Raw genomic sequence first — 13,625 nt, forward strand, 5'->3', positions numbered from 1 at the left:
GCGGGCAGACCTCAGGCGTGCGCCCACTCCCAGTAGAGCGCGCGCGCCCGATTGCCGATCGGGCCGGGCTGCAGATCGCGGTCCTCGATGCGGTTGACGGGCACGACTTTTGAATAATTGCCGCTCGAAAAGATCTCGTCGGCGGCCATGAAATCGCTGATCGTCAGCGCCTGTTCGCGCACCTCCACGCCCGCCTGGCGCAGAAGATAGATGACGCGCTGGCGCGTGATGCCGTTCAAAAACGTGCCGTTCGGCGCCGGCGTGAAGACGACGCCGTCCTTCGCCATGAAGATGTTCGAGGTGCCGGTCTCCGCCACATTGCCGAGCATGTCGCGCACCAGCGCATTGTCGAAGCCGCGCGACTTCGCCTCCAAAATCGCCCGCCCGTTGTTGGGATAAAGGCAGCCCGCCTTGGCGTTCGTCGGTGCGCATTCGATCGTCGGCTTGCGATAGGGCGAGAGCGTCAGCGAAAAGCCTTTCGGCTCCAGAACCGGCGTCTCGTAGATGCACAGGCAAAAGCGCGTGGAGGCGGCAAGCGGCGGCACCGACATGAAGCCGCCCTCCTCCGCCCAATACATCGGCCGGATATAAAGCGCCGTCTCGTCGTCGAATTTCTGGGCGCCCTCTTTGGCGAGCGCCACCATCGTCTCCACATCGACATTCGCCGCAAGCCCGAGCGCCGTGGCCGAGGCGTTGACGCGCGCACAATGCAGTTCGAGGTCGGGCATCACGCCTTCAAAGCGCCTCGCCCCATCGAAAACGACGGAAGAAAGCCACATGGCATGGCTGCGCGGGCCGATGAGCGGCACATTCCCCTCGTGCCAATCGCCATCCACAAAGGTCCAGGTTTTCGACCATTCCGCCATGTCGCGCCTCTCGTGTGTCGCTTGCTTGCGGCGAGCGGCCCGCGCCTTCAAAACGCCTGTCCCGGCCTCGTTCCAACGAGGTTGCGCCACGTCCTGCGCGGCGCGGCCGGGCGCGGCGAAGACGCCCGTCGCAGCCAATATGAATTCCTGGCGGTAGCCTGAATGCCGCCGTCTTGCTAGACCCTATCTCGTCACAAGCCGCCCGCCGGCGGCATCTGCGGGCGCGTGCCAAAAATGCGGGCGCGCCGGCGATTTGGCGCCCGGAAGCCGGGGCGCTCGAGAAGGGGGAAGCCGCATGCAGCCATCGATCTTCGTCTTCGATGCCTATGGCACGCTCTTCGACGTGCATGCGGCCGTGCGCCGGCATGCAGAAGCCGTCGGGCCGGATTGGGAGAAACTCTCTCATCACTGGCGCGCCAAGCAGCTCGAATATTCCTGGGTGCGCTCGCTGATGGGGCGCTATGTCGATTTTTGGACGCTGACGGAGGCCGCGCTCGACCACGCCTTCCAGTCCTATCCCTCGCTCGATTCCTCCATGAAGCCGACGCTTCTTTCCGCCTATCGCAGCCTCGACTGCTATCCGGAGGTGCCGGAAACCTTGAGCCGGCTGCGCGCCGCCGGGCGCCAGCTCGCCATCCTCTCCAACGGCACACACGACATGCTCGATGCGGCGGTCTCGGCCGCCGGCCTCACCGGCCTCTTCGATGCCGTCCTCTCCGTCGACGACATCCGCCTCTACAAGACGGATGAACGCGCCTACGAGCTCGCCACCACCTATTTCCGCGTCTATCCGGAAGCGATCTCGTTTCAATCGTCGAACCGCTGGGACATCGCCGGCGCCACCGCCTATGGCTTCCGCACCGTGTGGATCAACCGCTCCGGCCAGGCCGACGAATACCACGACCTCCCCGCCGCCGCCGTCCTCCCGGATCTGAAGGCGTTGCTCAAGGTGTGAGGGGCGCGGATGTGTGGGTGAGGTCAAAGGACGGGCCGGTGAGGCGCCCGTCCGAACCTGCATTCCATCAAAAATCTCGATCCCTCAGACCTTGTCCCATTCCTGCCACCTGATTTTTCGTCCGAGTTGCCGGGGTTGAGCGCTCAGCTCAAGGAGGTGCCCGACGCGCCTACACCATTTTCGAGTGTCGAAGCGCGGTGTCGAAGGATGACTGATGCGGGCATACATGCAATTGCCGTCGTCATAGAAGATCACGTCTCTGTCGGCATGCCCGAAACTATCCAGCGTGGGTGCCACATGGTCCCAAAGTGTTAGTCCACAAACGATCACCGCACGCGGCTCAAGACGCCGCCGGATGACCTGAAAGGGCGCGCCGCCGGCGCGGAACATGTCATCTGTCGGCCGGCGCCTTGCGCCGCCTTCGGAGACCGGTCTTCCATCGACGATGGTCGGCACCCAATTGTAGAACGCCACAGCATTCCAAAACACTTTTTTATCGGCGGCTGTCTGCTGCTTCCTAGGAACACCAGTTACGACTTCCTGTACCTTACCGAAAAAATTGTGCCTCCTTTCGATACCAAAATAACGAACAACGTTTTCAGTAAACTTTTCGGGCGTCTCCCCAATCTCTTCGACGCGCTTCGAATAGTGCGACTCACCGAGTATCAATAAACGCCCACCGGCAAATCCGCTTTCATGTGAATACTTTTCACCCACCCACGGCTCAAACATCTTTCTCTCCATGTCACGCCACACCAACCGGAACCTCGCCAGGCCACCTGAATTGCGGCTTTATTTAAAAACATCAACGATTTCATCGAATTATGTATGGATGCGTGCATACCTCACTCAACAATAAAACAATATGCGACGTAATTCATTATATAATTCGTATTGGATTAAACCAAAGAAACACATTGAGAATATTCACTTCAAACAGTGCCAATATCGCGAGGTGATGAGCGGCGCTTCTATTGGCCTCAACAATTCCCGTCCCTACCCCAGCCGCCCGAGAGCGCCTCACGCTTGAAAACGGTGAGGATTGAGTGCGAACCAGCAGCGGCGCCGAATGACCTCCGGGTAACGAGAACGTTGCCGGATCGCTTGGCTTTTGTCGGCGCCAGCCCAAAAGCACGAAGGCCATTCCATGGCTAGGTTGCCGATAAACACACGCCTTGCCACATGCACGGATCGGCTCAGGGCGCCCCACCACCGCGCCGCCCCACAAAATCATGAGCGCGAGAGTCTTGTTTTCTCCAATATGTCCGAATAGGCAGGCGCCACGTTCTCCCTGTGCACAATGGACCCGAAAATGCCGAACAGGATCCTGCTCTCGCTCGCCGTTATCATGGCCGCCTTCAGCACATCGGTTCGCGCCGAGCCGACGAGCTATCCCCTCACGATCGAAAATTGCGGCGAGGAGATCACCTTCGATAAGGCGCCCGAGCGCGCCGTCGCGCTCGGTCAGAACACCGCCGAGATCATGCTCCTGCTCGGTCTGAAGGACCGCATGGCCGCCACCGCTTTCTGGCCGAGCGAGGTTCTGCCCGAGCTGCGGGCCGCCAAGGACGAGGTCGACGTCCTGACCGTCGAATTTCCGACGCTTGAATCGGTCCTGTCGAAACAGCCGGATTTCGTCGCCGCGATGTTGACGACCCTGATGGGGCCAGACAGCAAGGTCGCCAGGCGCGACGATTTCGAACGCCTCGACATCCCGACCTATCTTGCGCCGAGCGCCTGTTCGACGACGCTTAACGCCAACGACGCCTATGGCAGCCGCGACGCGCTGTGGACCATGGATCTCCTCTATCAGGAGATCGACGATCTGGCGCGGATCTTCGACGTCGCCGATCGCGGCGAGGCCCTCATCGCCGATCTGAAGGCGCGCGAGGCGGCTCTGCGCGCCGAATTCTCCGGTTCGGAGCACCCGACCTTCGTCTTCTGGTTCTCCAGCCCCTCGCCCGCGGACGATGCCTATCTCGGCGGCGGCAACGGCCCGTCGGGCTATATCGCCGATCTCCTCGGCGGCTCGAATGCGATCGAGACCGAAGCCGACTGGCCGACGCTTGGATGGGAAGGCATCATGGCCGCCGATCCGACCGTCATCGTGGCCTCGCAGGTGGACCGCAAGCGCTGGGCGCTCGACGCGGCCGACGCGAAGATCGCCTATCTGACCTCCGATCCGACCGTCAGCCAGATGGAGGCGGTCAAGAAGGGCCGGCTCGTCGTCATGAGCGGCGCGGCCATGAATCCGAGCATCCAGACCCTCTACGGCGCCGAAGAGGTCGCCAGGCAATTGCGGACGCTCGACCTCAAGTGATGCCTGCCGACAAAGCGGACGGCGGAGCCGGCTGGCTCGCCCTCTTCCTCGTGGTCATGCTCGTGGCGCTCGCCTTCGTCGTCGCCCTGGCGACGACGATCGGCGACTTCAGGATCGGGCTCGGGACGGTGGTTCTGGCGATCAGCAACGGTCTCGGGCTCACCGGCGCCGACATCCCGCCCATTCAGGAATCCGTCGTCTGGGATCTGCGTCTCAGCCGCGCGCTGGTGGCGGCCCTCTCCGGGGCCGGTCTCGCGCTCTGCGGCGCCATCCTGCAGGCGCTCCTGCGCAACCCGCTCGCCGAACCGTTCGTTCTCGGCGTCTCGGCGGGCGCCTCGACCGGCGCCGTCTGCGTCATCGTCCTCGGCATCGGCGCCGGCAGCCTCTCCCTGTCGATGGGCGCTTTCGCCGGCGCTTTTTCGGCCTTCGCCCTCGTTGCGCTTCTCTCCAACGGCGCCACCAGCGGCCCCAACCACACGATCCTCGCGGGCGTCGCGGCGGCGCAGCTCTTCAACGCGCTCACCTCCTACATCGTGACCACGTCGGGCAACGCCCAGCAGGCGCGCGACGTGATGTTCTGGCTTCTCGGCAGTTTCGGCGGCGTGCGCTGGCCGGATTTTCAGCTTCTCACCTTCGTCATCGCGCTCGGCCTCGCCGTCTGTTTGTGGATGGCCCGCACGCTTGATGCCTTCACCTTCGGCGACGAGGATGCGGCGGCCCTCGGCGTGCCCGTGGCGCGCATCCGTCTCGTCCTCTTCGCGGTGACGGCGCTGATCACGGCGACGATCGTCAGCATGGTCGGCGCGATCGGCTTCGTCGGCCTCGTCGTTCCCCATGCGGCCCGCTACATCGTCGGCCCACTGCATCTGCGCCTCCTGCCGGCCTCGGCCGCGCTTGGCGCCGTCTTCATGGTGCTCGCCGATATCGCCTCGCGCGTGGTCGCCACACAGCAGACGGTGCCGATCGGCGTCGTGACGGCGCTCGTCGGCGTGCCGTTCTTCGCCATCATCCTCTATCGCGCGCGGCCCTCAACATGACGCGCATGACGATCCGTGCCGACAATCTGACCTGGGGCGTCGGGCGAAAAACCATCGTGCGCGATGTCTCCCTGCGCGTCGAAAAGAACGAGACGCTCGGGCTCATCGGCCCGAACGGATCGGGCAAATCCTCGCTCCTGCGTCTCCTCGCCGGGCTCAAACGGCCGCGTTCGGGACAAATCGAGATCGAGGGGCGGAACATCGCGAGCCTCTCGCGCCGGGCTCTCGCGCGCCAGCTCGCCTTCGTTCAGCAGAGTGCGGCATCGGACACCAATCTCAGCGTGCGCGACGTGGTGAAGCTCGGGCGCACGCCGCATCGCTCGGCCCTTTCCGGCTGGTCGTCTGCGGACGAGGCCGCGGTGTCGGGGGCGCTCTCGCGCGTCGACATGATCGAGCGTCGCACCCAGCCCTGGCAGACGCTGTCGGGCGGCGAGCGCCAGCGCGTCCACATCGCCCGCGCGCTCGCGCAATCGCCGACGATCATGTTCCTCGACGAGCCGACCAACCATCTCGACATCCACCACCAGATCGAAATCCTGCGCATGGTCCGCGACCTCGACCTCACCAGCGTCGTGGCCCTCCACGATCTCAATCTCGCGTCCATGTTCTGCGACCGCATCGCGGTGATTGCGGGCGGCACGCTCGTCGCCTGCGACCTGCCGTCGAAAGTCCTGACCGAGGCCCTGTTGCACGACGTCTTCCGCATCAAGGCGGAGGTGAGCCCCGCCGACGACACCGGCCGCCCCCATATCCGCTTTCGCAGCGAATGAGCGTTTTGGGGATCTGACGGAGCCCCAACACTCACCGCGCCGCCGCAGCGGCGTATGGCAAACATCTCAGATCACGCCCGCCCCCTAAGCCGCGCGAGATGCTGCCGGAGCACGGCAGCAAAGGCCGCGACCTTGTCGGAGCGGAAGGCGCTCGGCACCGTCAGAAGATGGATCGCGCGCGCGCCTCCGGTGCCGCCCCCCGTCCCGCCCGCCATTTCGTCAGCGGAAAACGCATCGAGCACGGTGACGAGATCGCCGCGCGCCAGATGCGGCGAGAGAAAAATATCGGGCGCGCGCACCAGGCCGTGCCCGGCGATCGCCTGGCGGATCGTCGCCGAGGCGCTGTTGACGGCAAGCCGCCCCGCCACCTCCACCACCTTCTCTTTCTTGCCGTCCCGAAACCGCCAGCGCCGCGGCGGGTCGTCGTTCAAATCGAGGATCGCCTGGTGATCGGCGAGATCCTCGGGACGGCGCGGCGTGCCATGCGCTTCGAGATAAGCGGGGCTTGCCGCGATCTGCGACGTGATCGCCCCGATGCGCAGCATCTTGTAGCTTGAATCCCGCGGCACGCTGATGCGCACCGCAAGGTCGAACCCGCCCGCGACCAGATCCGTCATCTCGTCCGACAAAACGAGATCGACACGCATGCCGGGATAGGTGTCGATGAACGTCTGGGCGGCGTCCGCCAGGCACAATTCGCCGAAGGTCGTGCCGGAGGTGATGCGCAGCCGCCCGGCAAGCCCGTTTTCGGCCCGGTTGAGCGCCACATCCGCCGCCTCCAGGGAGTCCAGAACTTTTCGCGCATAGGGCAGCCAGCGCTCGCCGTCCTCCGTCAGCGAGACGGAGCGGGTCGTGCGGTAGAGAAGCGCGCGCCCGAGCCTTTCTTCGAGCGCGGCGACATATTTGCTGACAAGCTTGTTGGAGATGCCGAGCCGCTCTCCGGCCGCCGTGAAGGAGCCCGTCTCGACCACGGCGACAAAGGTTCGGATCCCGTCCGTATAATCCATATTGTCTACGATACGGCGACAGTCCTTCGCCCATCAAGCCCGTTATCGCGACAGATCGGCCACCCTAAATTCCGTCCATGACCCACGCCCCCGCGCGCGCGCCCAGCGCGCGCCCAGCCTCCACCCTTTCCCGGCGCGCCCTTCCCCGGCGCGCCACAGGAGATTGTTTCATGGCGACCAGCAACGCCCCTCTTTCGATCGACCATATCGCCCTCACCGTCCGCGATCTCGACACGGTCGGCGATTTCTATCAGCGTGTCATCGGCCTCGACCACATCGCCAGCGATGGCGAAAGCCGCCTTCTCGGCGAGGGCGACCGGCCGCTGATCGAGCTCCGCCGCGACGCGAAGGCGCGGTCGCTCCCCTTCGAGGCCGGTCTCTTCCACACGGCCTTCCTCCTCCCCCATCGTGACGATCTCGGCCGCTGGCTCCGGCATTTCGCAGAGGCCGGCGGACGTCTCGACGGCGCCTCCGACCATCTCGTCTCCGAGGCCGTCTATCTCCGGGACCCCGAAGGCAACGGCATCGAGATCTACGCCGACCGGCCGCGCGCCGACTGGACCCGAAACGGCCAGATGATCGTGATGGACACGCTGCCGCTCGACCTCCAAAGCCTCCTTCAGGCCCCCGGCCGCTGGGCCGGCGCGCCCCGCGGCACCGTCATCGGCCATATCCATCTGCAGGTCGGCGATGTCGCGGCGGCGGAGGCTTTTTATGCCGGAGAGCTCGGCTTCGATCTCGTCTCGGAGCTTCCCGCCGCGCGCTTCTTTTCAACCGGCGGCTACCACCATCACATCGGCACCAATGTCTGGAACAGCCGCGGCGCCGGCCCGCGCAGCCCGGATGCGGCCGGCCTCAGCGAACTCGTCCTCGCCGCAACCCCGGAGGAAGCCGCCCGCCTCGGCGCGAAAAGCTTCACCGACCCCTCTTTCACCGACCCTTCCTTCACCGACCCCTGGGGCAACCGCATCACCGTCCACCCCCGCCCCGCAAACGCCGCCGCCGCATAACCCCGCCAGGCCGCACCGCGCGCTGCCACCTCCCCCTTGTGGGGAGGTCGACGCGCCGCCAGGAGCGTCGGGTGGGGGTCGCCGAGGCCCCGTCAGATCTCAGACATTGTTTCTTCCAGCGGCCCCCCACCCCTAACCCCTCTCCACAAGGGGGAGGGGGACGTCCGTGCCACTCTCAAATCCATTCCCGCCGCCCTCGCGGTCCGGGCGCCACTCCACCCCCTTCGCCGCCCGCTTCTCCAGCAAGGCCGCGCCGCGCGCACCCACCTCCCCCTTGTGGGGAGGTCGACGCGCCGCGAGGCGCGTCGGGTGGGGGTCGCCGAGGCCCCGTCAGGCCGCAGCGTCCGTTCTCATCTCACTCGCCGCCCGTTCACGGCGTCGCGTCGTCGTCCGCGGGAATGAAGCGCAAAACGCCGGCGAGGCGCGACGGCCGACCGGTGTCGGAGGTATGCTCGACGCCGTCCGTGACCGGCACCTCGGCGAAATCGAACGGGCTCAGCCCCTCAAGACACGCGACGTTCACGCCGTACTGAAGCGGGTCGGAGCGCCGCTGATGGTGCGTGTAGATCCCGCAGCGCGAACAGAAAAAATGCTCCGCCGTCCCGGTGTTGAAGCGATAAAGCGTCAAAAACCCCTCGCCCTCAACGATCCGGACACCGCCCGTCACCGCCGAGACGCCGACCGCACCCCGCATCCGGCAATAAGAGCAGATGCACCGGAGCGCCGTCGCAAGATCATCGACAAGCTCCGCCTCAAAACGCACCGCCCCGCAATGACACTGCCCGCTCCGTATCACCCGTTCCGACGCCATGATCTGATCTCCAAAAGCTATGTTTCGGGGCGAGGTTTGCGGGCGAAAGCGGGCCACAGCACGGCGAACGTCTCCCCAAGCAGAGCCATGCATATGGAGGCCATACCGGCCTTACAACGCGCTCCCTCAAGACGAAGAGGCAGACTGACGCGACGAACACCTTTCTTATCCAACGAACGGAAGGTTAGCGCCCGCTTTAGTCGTTGGAGTGGGGGCAAGCAGTCCTCAAAAGCGGAAGTCACCATTCTGAACGCTGTGAAGAAAACTCTACCGTCGCTTGCATCGGCCCCCATGGTACGTAATATTAGCCAGCTTTGCCGCCAACGTCCTTCGGGCTCGTGATGAGCGCCGAGGCGATGCGAAGCGGCCAGTGGTCGACGGGGCGCACGCCCCTGCGGCCCGAGCAGGGCGCCGAGCACGTGCATCCGTCGGGTGCCGCGCAAGGTCCTGGGAAGCAACAGGCGAGCCATGCCTCTGAACCGGCCATAGCCCTCCACGGACAAACGAAGTTGGAGTTTCGGATGGTCATTGAGACTTCTTTACGGCTCAGCCTGGGCGGGGCGAGCGATTGCCGCTTGATTTGTGTCAAAAACAGGTATGCTCGCAGCAAGGTGAGACGTCGGCTTGCCGACGACACCAATTCAACCCGACTGGTTCGATCGGTCGGCTCACCGTCGCCGCGCCGCGTTGGCGGGCGACGCTTCTCGTCATCCTTCTCATTCTCGGGCTCGTGATGAGCGCCGAGGCGATGCGAAGCGGCCAGTGGTCGACGGGGCGCACGCCCCTGCGGCCCGAGCAGGGCGCCGAGCACGTGCATCCGTCGGGTGCCGCGCAAGGTCCTGGGAAGCAACACGCGCCTTCAGAGGCTGGACGAGGCTTACCGATGCGTCCGCCAGAAAGAACGGGGCACGATGGGAAAGATCTTCGACGAATGTAAAAAGCGGGAGACTCTGCATAGAGCGTGGGACCGTATTCGGGCCAACGGGACTCGGTCCAAGGCTGATGAGACCAAACGTGCAATTGAGGATTTTGCACGAACTGCCGAGCGTGACATTCAACGCATTCAAAACCGGCTGCGTGAAGACACGTTTGTTTTCGAGCCGCAGAAGGGCGTCTTGAAGAAGAAGGCCAGCGGCGGCAAGCGCGGCCTCGTGATGGCGTCAGTCCAGAACCGCATTGTTGAACGGGCGCTACTCGATACGCTCTCGAAGCACTCTTCAGTCGCACAAAGAGCCAACGGCCAGCCGACCAGCTTTGGAGGCGTGCCGCACCGTTCGGTCCCGCACGCTCTTCAGTTCCTTGATCGAGCATTTAGGGACGGTCACCTCTTCTTCGTGAGGTCGGACATTTCAGGCTTCTTCGACGCAGTGCCGCGGAAGGTGGTGATCGAAAAGATTGGCGAAGACATTGACGATCAACGGTTCCTGAAGCTCCTAGATCAGGCAAGCACTGTTACTCTCGGCAACGAAGAAGCACTCGGGGATGACAGATCTGTCTTCCCCACTGATGAAGAAGGGGTCGCACAGGGTTCGCCCCTGTCGCCGCTTTTCGGCAACATCCTGCTTCACGAATTCGATCAGCGTTTCAATGAGCGCGGGATCGTGTGTGCACGCTTTATCGACGACTTCGTCATTCTAGGTCCCACCGAAGCGAAGGTCCGCAAAGCGTTCGAGAACGCGAAAGCCGACCTCGCCAAGCTTGGCCTCCACTGCCATGATCCCTTCGCGCAGAACGCTGACAATCGGAAGACCCAGCGCGGACGAGTCGGGAATGGGTTCAACTTTCTCGGCTACTTCTGCAGTCCAGGCCTGTTTCAACCCTCAGAGAGCGCCCGCAAGGGTCTGCTGGGGACGATCGATCAGCATCTCACGAACGGTCGCAAGGCTATCATGAAGGCGCGGCGAGACGAAAATAGCTGGGCTGATATGCAGCGCTACGCGCAAACGCAGACCCTCATAGATCGAGTGCTGCGGGGATGGGGCGACGCGTTTGCGTATTCAACATTGCCTACAATTATGGACAGGCTCGATGTTGAGATCGATCAACGTCTCGACAACTTCAAGAGTTGGTTCACAAGGCAGATGCGCGATGCGGACCGCAAGGCGAAGCGCCGGATGGGAGGAGTCGGCCTTCTAGGCGACGTAGAGCGCAAGACGCTGGATGAAGTGCCGTTTCGCCTAGAGCATGGGACGCGCTTCCGAACATCGAAGAACACGATCACAATCTCGACGGATGGAGCACTTTGCTCCGGGGCTCGTCAGAGCAAGCGTGAGCGGCGGCCCGGCGGATGGGCGTTTGTCGTCCATGGATCGAATGAGGAACGAGGCGGGTACGATGTGGCAACCTTCAACAACCGGATGGAGCTCATGGCGGTCATCGAAGCGCTGAAGCATACACCTTCAGGCGCATCAGTCTGCATTCGCACGGACAGCCAATACGTATGCAGCATCTGTAACGAGGGCGGTGCTATTCAGAAGAACTCCGACCTTTGGAGGTCGTACGAAGCGCAGGCATCCCAACGCCGAGTGCGTATTGTTTGGGTTAAGGGGCATGCGGGGGATGAGTACAATGAACGAGCGGATCGGCTCGCGAGTAAATACGCAGAAGACGCTCGATTGATCGAGCAGGCGAGCCGCACGCCGTGGGTTGCGTAATGTGGCACGGACAAACCACCGGATGTTGCGTATAGGTTGTGCGTGAAACGTCCACTTCTCACGCGGATCTCTCGAAACCTGCTGGTTCGCTTACGGCCCGACCTAGTCTAGTCGAGGCCATGAACCACGCGGTGGGGTGGAAGCGGGACTGGCGGCTTTCCGGATGGAACCTTTAAGAAACGACCGCTGAAGATCGCGACCTTCGCGTCAAAGCGCATCCGTCTATTCAGTGCTTATACCGTCCAAGCTCAAGCATCTTGGGCACCGGACTTGAAGCCCCCAAGCCACTCGCTGTTTGGCCGCGCAAGAAGTCGCGCGTGGCTGTAGGCCCAATCCATATAAAGGATGGTGGCCGCCCTGTACCACCCTCCATGACGCTCAAGCGTCAGTGCAAGGTCTGGCTCATTCGGGTCCCTCAGATAGATTGGCAACAGCAGCTGAATTTTACTCCTGTAAAACTGGGGAACAGCGATCCGGTAGCTTCTCTGCGCAAGTCGTATGCTTTGTTTTACTGCTCCCTCAAGCGCATTTCGTGTGGCAACCGGAATCTGCTGATCGTTGGCTGCTTGGGCTTCAGCTTCTGCATCGTCCTCAGATTCTTCTTCAATTGGTCTACCGTCTTTTCCGACCTGCCCACCGAGCTCTTCAGGAAATCTCTTGAGGTTGTCACGAATGATGTGGTCCAGATTGAGTTGAACCTGTAGCTTCGGGTCAAAAATAAGGTCTCTTGAATCGTTCCAGTACTCTACGAGGGCCGGAAGTTCCATGAATTCGGTTAGAACGCGGTCACCTGATCTTGCCCAAGACTTCAGCCACCACTTCTTGTTTTCTGCGCTAACGGGTCGAGACCTATCATACGTTTCAGATATTGTAAAAACCCCAAATATTTCCTCCTGTCCAGGAGTGAGTAGCCCGGTGTTAAAGCATGCCACTTGATCGGCGAGAACGATCTTCTGCTGATCATACGCTCTGATGAAAGTGTTTGTCACATATCGATCAAGAACAGGGTAATCGTTCTTAGAGGGAAGATGACGATTATTCCAGCGTTCCGGCTCAGCAACCCCCGCGAGCGTTGCAAGGCGATCATCCCAATCGGCTACTCGAGCAAAGTCGAAAATTCTCATTTGCTATTCTCCAAAACTAGGTGACGCTTCTAATTAACCGAAAAGCGCGAAACCAGTGCATGTTTTCTTACGACACAGAACACAAGAGTGAGAATGGCGTCTTCGGGGATAGTCATAATTGATGCTCAAATGTCCCGCTTGAGTTGTGAGCTGAAGCGCAGCTTTACGCCAATCCCGCCCCAAAGCCGACAGTCTCTCTTCGGCCCATTGCAGTCATTCCTCCCCAAAGAAAAGAGACCCTGAGCATCTAATCCCCTACCGCATCCTCAACCCATCTCAGGCAGAGCGCGTCCTGCTACATCCCGCCAGAATCCCCCTGCCCCTTCGTCAGCCCATCCAAAAACAGATCCGCAAGCCGGGTCACATCGTCCTCGAACCCCGGCCCGGTGCGCACCAGGCACATGCCGATGAGGGTCAGAAGGAGATCCTCGGGCGTCACGTCTTCGCGCATGCGCCCGGCCTCTTTGGCGCGCGCCAGCAGGCGCGCGATCGCGCCGGTGAGGCTCGTATAGGAATAGGTGTAGATTTCCGAGGATTTGTCGACGGCGAGCGCCAGCGCCGTCAGCATGCCCTGCTTCGTGGCGATCAGCCGGATATTGGCGTGCACCCATTGGCGCAGCGCGGCGACCGGGTCCGCCTCGCCTTCGAGCCGTTCGGCGAGCGCCACCATCTCGTTGATCTCGCGGCGATAGACGGCCTCAAACAGCGCCTCGCGCGTCGGGAAATGCCGGTAGAGCGTGCCGATGCCCACCCCCGCCGCCTTCGCCACGCCTTCCAAAGTCGCCTGCCCGCCGTGGGTGCGAAACACCTCGGCCGCGGCGGTGAGAAGCCGCTCGCGGTTGCGCAGATAATCGGCGCGCGGCCTGCGCCTTGGCTGTTCGGTTTTCCGTTCCATCTAATCTTCTACGCCAATCTTTTGACGGCACCTCCCTTGAAAGCGGAGGTACCCTCCATATAACTCATGCGAGCCAGGCCCGGCAGTGCGCAGTGCGCCTTCCGGCCTGCGTGACGGAAAACCGCCGAATGCGTCATCGCCGCGGCGGCGTTTCCGGCCCGACCTCTTGTCCAAAG

At 62.6% G+C, this 13,625-nt stretch carries 12 protein-coding genes; 6 read left to right on the plus strand and 6 right to left on the minus strand.

Annotation, left to right across the window (positions count from 1 at the left end):
• Positions 1–11 precede the first annotated feature (11 nt).
• On the minus strand, positions 12–866 hold the full coding sequence (locus tag J2R99_RS02240; RefSeq protein ID WP_307154116.1) for a branched-chain amino acid aminotransferase: 855 nt from the start codon (positions 864–866) through the stop codon (positions 12–14).
• 295 nt (positions 867–1,161) lie between these two features.
• Here J2R99_RS02240 and J2R99_RS02245 point away from each other — a divergent pair, with 295 nt between their 5' ends.
• Positions 1,162–1,821, plus strand: a complete 660-nt coding sequence (locus J2R99_RS02245) for a haloacid dehalogenase type II (RefSeq protein WP_307152868.1) — start codon at positions 1,162–1,164, stop codon at positions 1,819–1,821.
• Between the two features lie 84 nt (positions 1,822–1,905).
• Here the strand turns inward: J2R99_RS02245 and J2R99_RS02250 are convergent, their stop codons facing one another.
• Positions 1,906–2,553: a hypothetical protein gene (locus tag J2R99_RS02250; RefSeq protein WP_307152869.1), complete on the minus strand. Its 648-nt coding sequence runs from the start codon at positions 2,551–2,553 to the stop codon at positions 1,906–1,908.
• Between the two features lie 616 nt (positions 2,554–3,169).
• Here J2R99_RS02250 and J2R99_RS02255 point away from each other — a divergent pair.
• Genes J2R99_RS02255 through J2R99_RS02265 form a run of 3 tightly spaced genes read left to right on the plus strand, consistent with a single transcriptional unit; the run spans position 3,170 to position 5,948 of the window.
• Positions 3,170–4,141, plus strand: coding sequence for an ABC transporter substrate-binding protein (locus J2R99_RS02255; RefSeq protein ID WP_307154117.1), 972 nt, complete (start codon positions 3,170–3,172; stop codon positions 4,139–4,141).
• Positions 4,141–5,178: a FecCD family ABC transporter permease gene (locus J2R99_RS02260; protein ID WP_307152870.1), complete on the plus strand. Its 1,038-nt coding sequence runs from the start codon at positions 4,141–4,143 to the stop codon at positions 5,176–5,178. Before J2R99_RS02255 ends, J2R99_RS02260 begins: the two co-directional genes overlap by 1 nt.
• Before the next feature lie 5 nt (positions 5,179–5,183).
• Positions 5,184–5,948 carry an ABC transporter ATP-binding protein gene (locus J2R99_RS02265; RefSeq protein ID WP_307154118.1) on the plus strand — a complete coding sequence of 255 codons (765 nt, stop codon included), beginning with the start codon at positions 5,184–5,186 and terminating at the stop codon, positions 5,946–5,948.
• A gap of 71 nt (positions 5,949–6,019) precedes the next feature.
• On the opposite strand, the gene J2R99_RS02270 is transcribed toward J2R99_RS02265, so the two are convergent.
• The gene (locus J2R99_RS02270) at positions 6,020–6,955 is read right to left on the minus strand and encodes a LysR family transcriptional regulator (protein ID WP_307152871.1); all 936 of its coding nucleotides are present in this window, start codon (positions 6,953–6,955) and stop codon (positions 6,020–6,022) included.
• Positions 6,956–7,125: 170 nt separating this feature from the next.
• Here J2R99_RS02270 and J2R99_RS02275 point away from each other — a divergent pair, with 170 nt between their 5' ends.
• Positions 7,126–7,965 (plus strand): VOC family protein, encoded by an 840-nt coding sequence (locus J2R99_RS02275; RefSeq protein ID WP_307152872.1) that lies wholly within the window; start codon positions 7,126–7,128, stop codon positions 7,963–7,965.
• A 370-nt stretch (positions 7,966–8,335) separates the two neighbouring features.
• On the opposite strand, the gene J2R99_RS02280 is transcribed toward J2R99_RS02275, so the two are convergent.
• The gene (locus J2R99_RS02280; RefSeq protein ID WP_307152873.1) at positions 8,336–8,776 is read right to left on the minus strand and encodes a GFA family protein; all 441 of its coding nucleotides are present in this window, start codon (positions 8,774–8,776) and stop codon (positions 8,336–8,338) included.
• 911 nt (positions 8,777–9,687) lie between these two features.
• Between J2R99_RS02280 and J2R99_RS02285 the strand changes: the two genes are divergently transcribed.
• Positions 9,688–11,430 (plus strand): RNase H family protein, encoded by a 1,743-nt coding sequence (locus J2R99_RS02285; protein ID WP_307152874.1) that lies wholly within the window; start codon positions 9,688–9,690, stop codon positions 11,428–11,430.
• A 248-nt stretch (positions 11,431–11,678) separates the two neighbouring features.
• Here the strand turns inward: J2R99_RS02285 and J2R99_RS02290 are convergent, their stop codons facing one another.
• On the minus strand, positions 11,679–12,554 hold the full coding sequence (locus J2R99_RS02290) for a DUF3825 domain-containing protein (protein WP_307152875.1): 876 nt from the start codon (positions 12,552–12,554) through the stop codon (positions 11,679–11,681).
• 295 nt (positions 12,555–12,849) lie between these two features.
• Positions 12,850–13,449 carry a TetR/AcrR family transcriptional regulator gene (locus J2R99_RS02295; protein WP_307152876.1) on the minus strand — a complete coding sequence of 200 codons (600 nt, stop codon included), beginning with the start codon at positions 13,447–13,449 and terminating at the stop codon, positions 12,850–12,852.
• Positions 13,450–13,625 lie beyond the last annotated feature (176 nt).

It is taken from the genome of Rhodopseudomonas julia (assembly GCF_030813515.1).
Lineage (GTDB): Bacteria > Pseudomonadota > Alphaproteobacteria > Rhizobiales > Afifellaceae > Afifella > Afifella julia.

Excerpts from the sequence above, each read along its gene's own strand:
- J2R99_RS02270 (WP_307152871.1), bottom strand. The coding sequence starts at position 6,955 with ATGGATTATACGGACGGGATCCGAACCTTTGTCGCCGTGGTCGAGACG.
- J2R99_RS02255 (WP_307154117.1), top strand. The coding sequence starts at position 3,170 with ATGGCCGCCTTCAGCACATCGGTTCGCGCCGAGCCGACGAGCTATCCC.
- J2R99_RS02295 (WP_307152876.1), bottom strand. The coding sequence starts at position 13,449 with ATGGAACGGAAAACCGAACAGCCAAGGCGCAGGCCGCGCGCCGATTAT.
- J2R99_RS02245 (WP_307152868.1), top strand. The coding sequence starts at position 1,162 with ATGCAGCCATCGATCTTCGTCTTCGATGCCTATGGCACGCTCTTCGAC.
- J2R99_RS02240 (WP_307154116.1), bottom strand. The coding sequence starts at position 866 with ATGGCGGAATGGTCGAAAACCTGGACCTTTGTGGATGGCGATTGGCAC.
- J2R99_RS02280 (WP_307152873.1), bottom strand. The coding sequence starts at position 8,776 with ATGGCGTCGGAACGGGTGATACGGAGCGGGCAGTGTCATTGCGGGGCG.
- J2R99_RS02250 (WP_307152869.1), bottom strand. The coding sequence starts at position 2,553 with ATGTTTGAGCCGTGGGTGGGTGAAAAGTATTCACATGAAAGCGGATTT.
- J2R99_RS02260 (WP_307152870.1), top strand. The coding sequence starts at position 4,141 with ATGCCTGCCGACAAAGCGGACGGCGGAGCCGGCTGGCTCGCCCTCTTC.
- J2R99_RS02285 (WP_307152874.1), top strand. The coding sequence starts at position 9,688 with ATGGGAAAGATCTTCGACGAATGTAAAAAGCGGGAGACTCTGCATAGA.
- J2R99_RS02290 (WP_307152875.1), bottom strand. The coding sequence starts at position 12,554 with ATGAGAATTTTCGACTTTGCTCGAGTAGCCGATTGGGATGATCGCCTT.
- J2R99_RS02265 (WP_307154118.1), top strand. The coding sequence starts at position 5,184 with ATGACGATCCGTGCCGACAATCTGACCTGGGGCGTCGGGCGAAAAACC.
- J2R99_RS02275 (WP_307152872.1), top strand. The coding sequence starts at position 7,126 with ATGGCGACCAGCAACGCCCCTCTTTCGATCGACCATATCGCCCTCACC.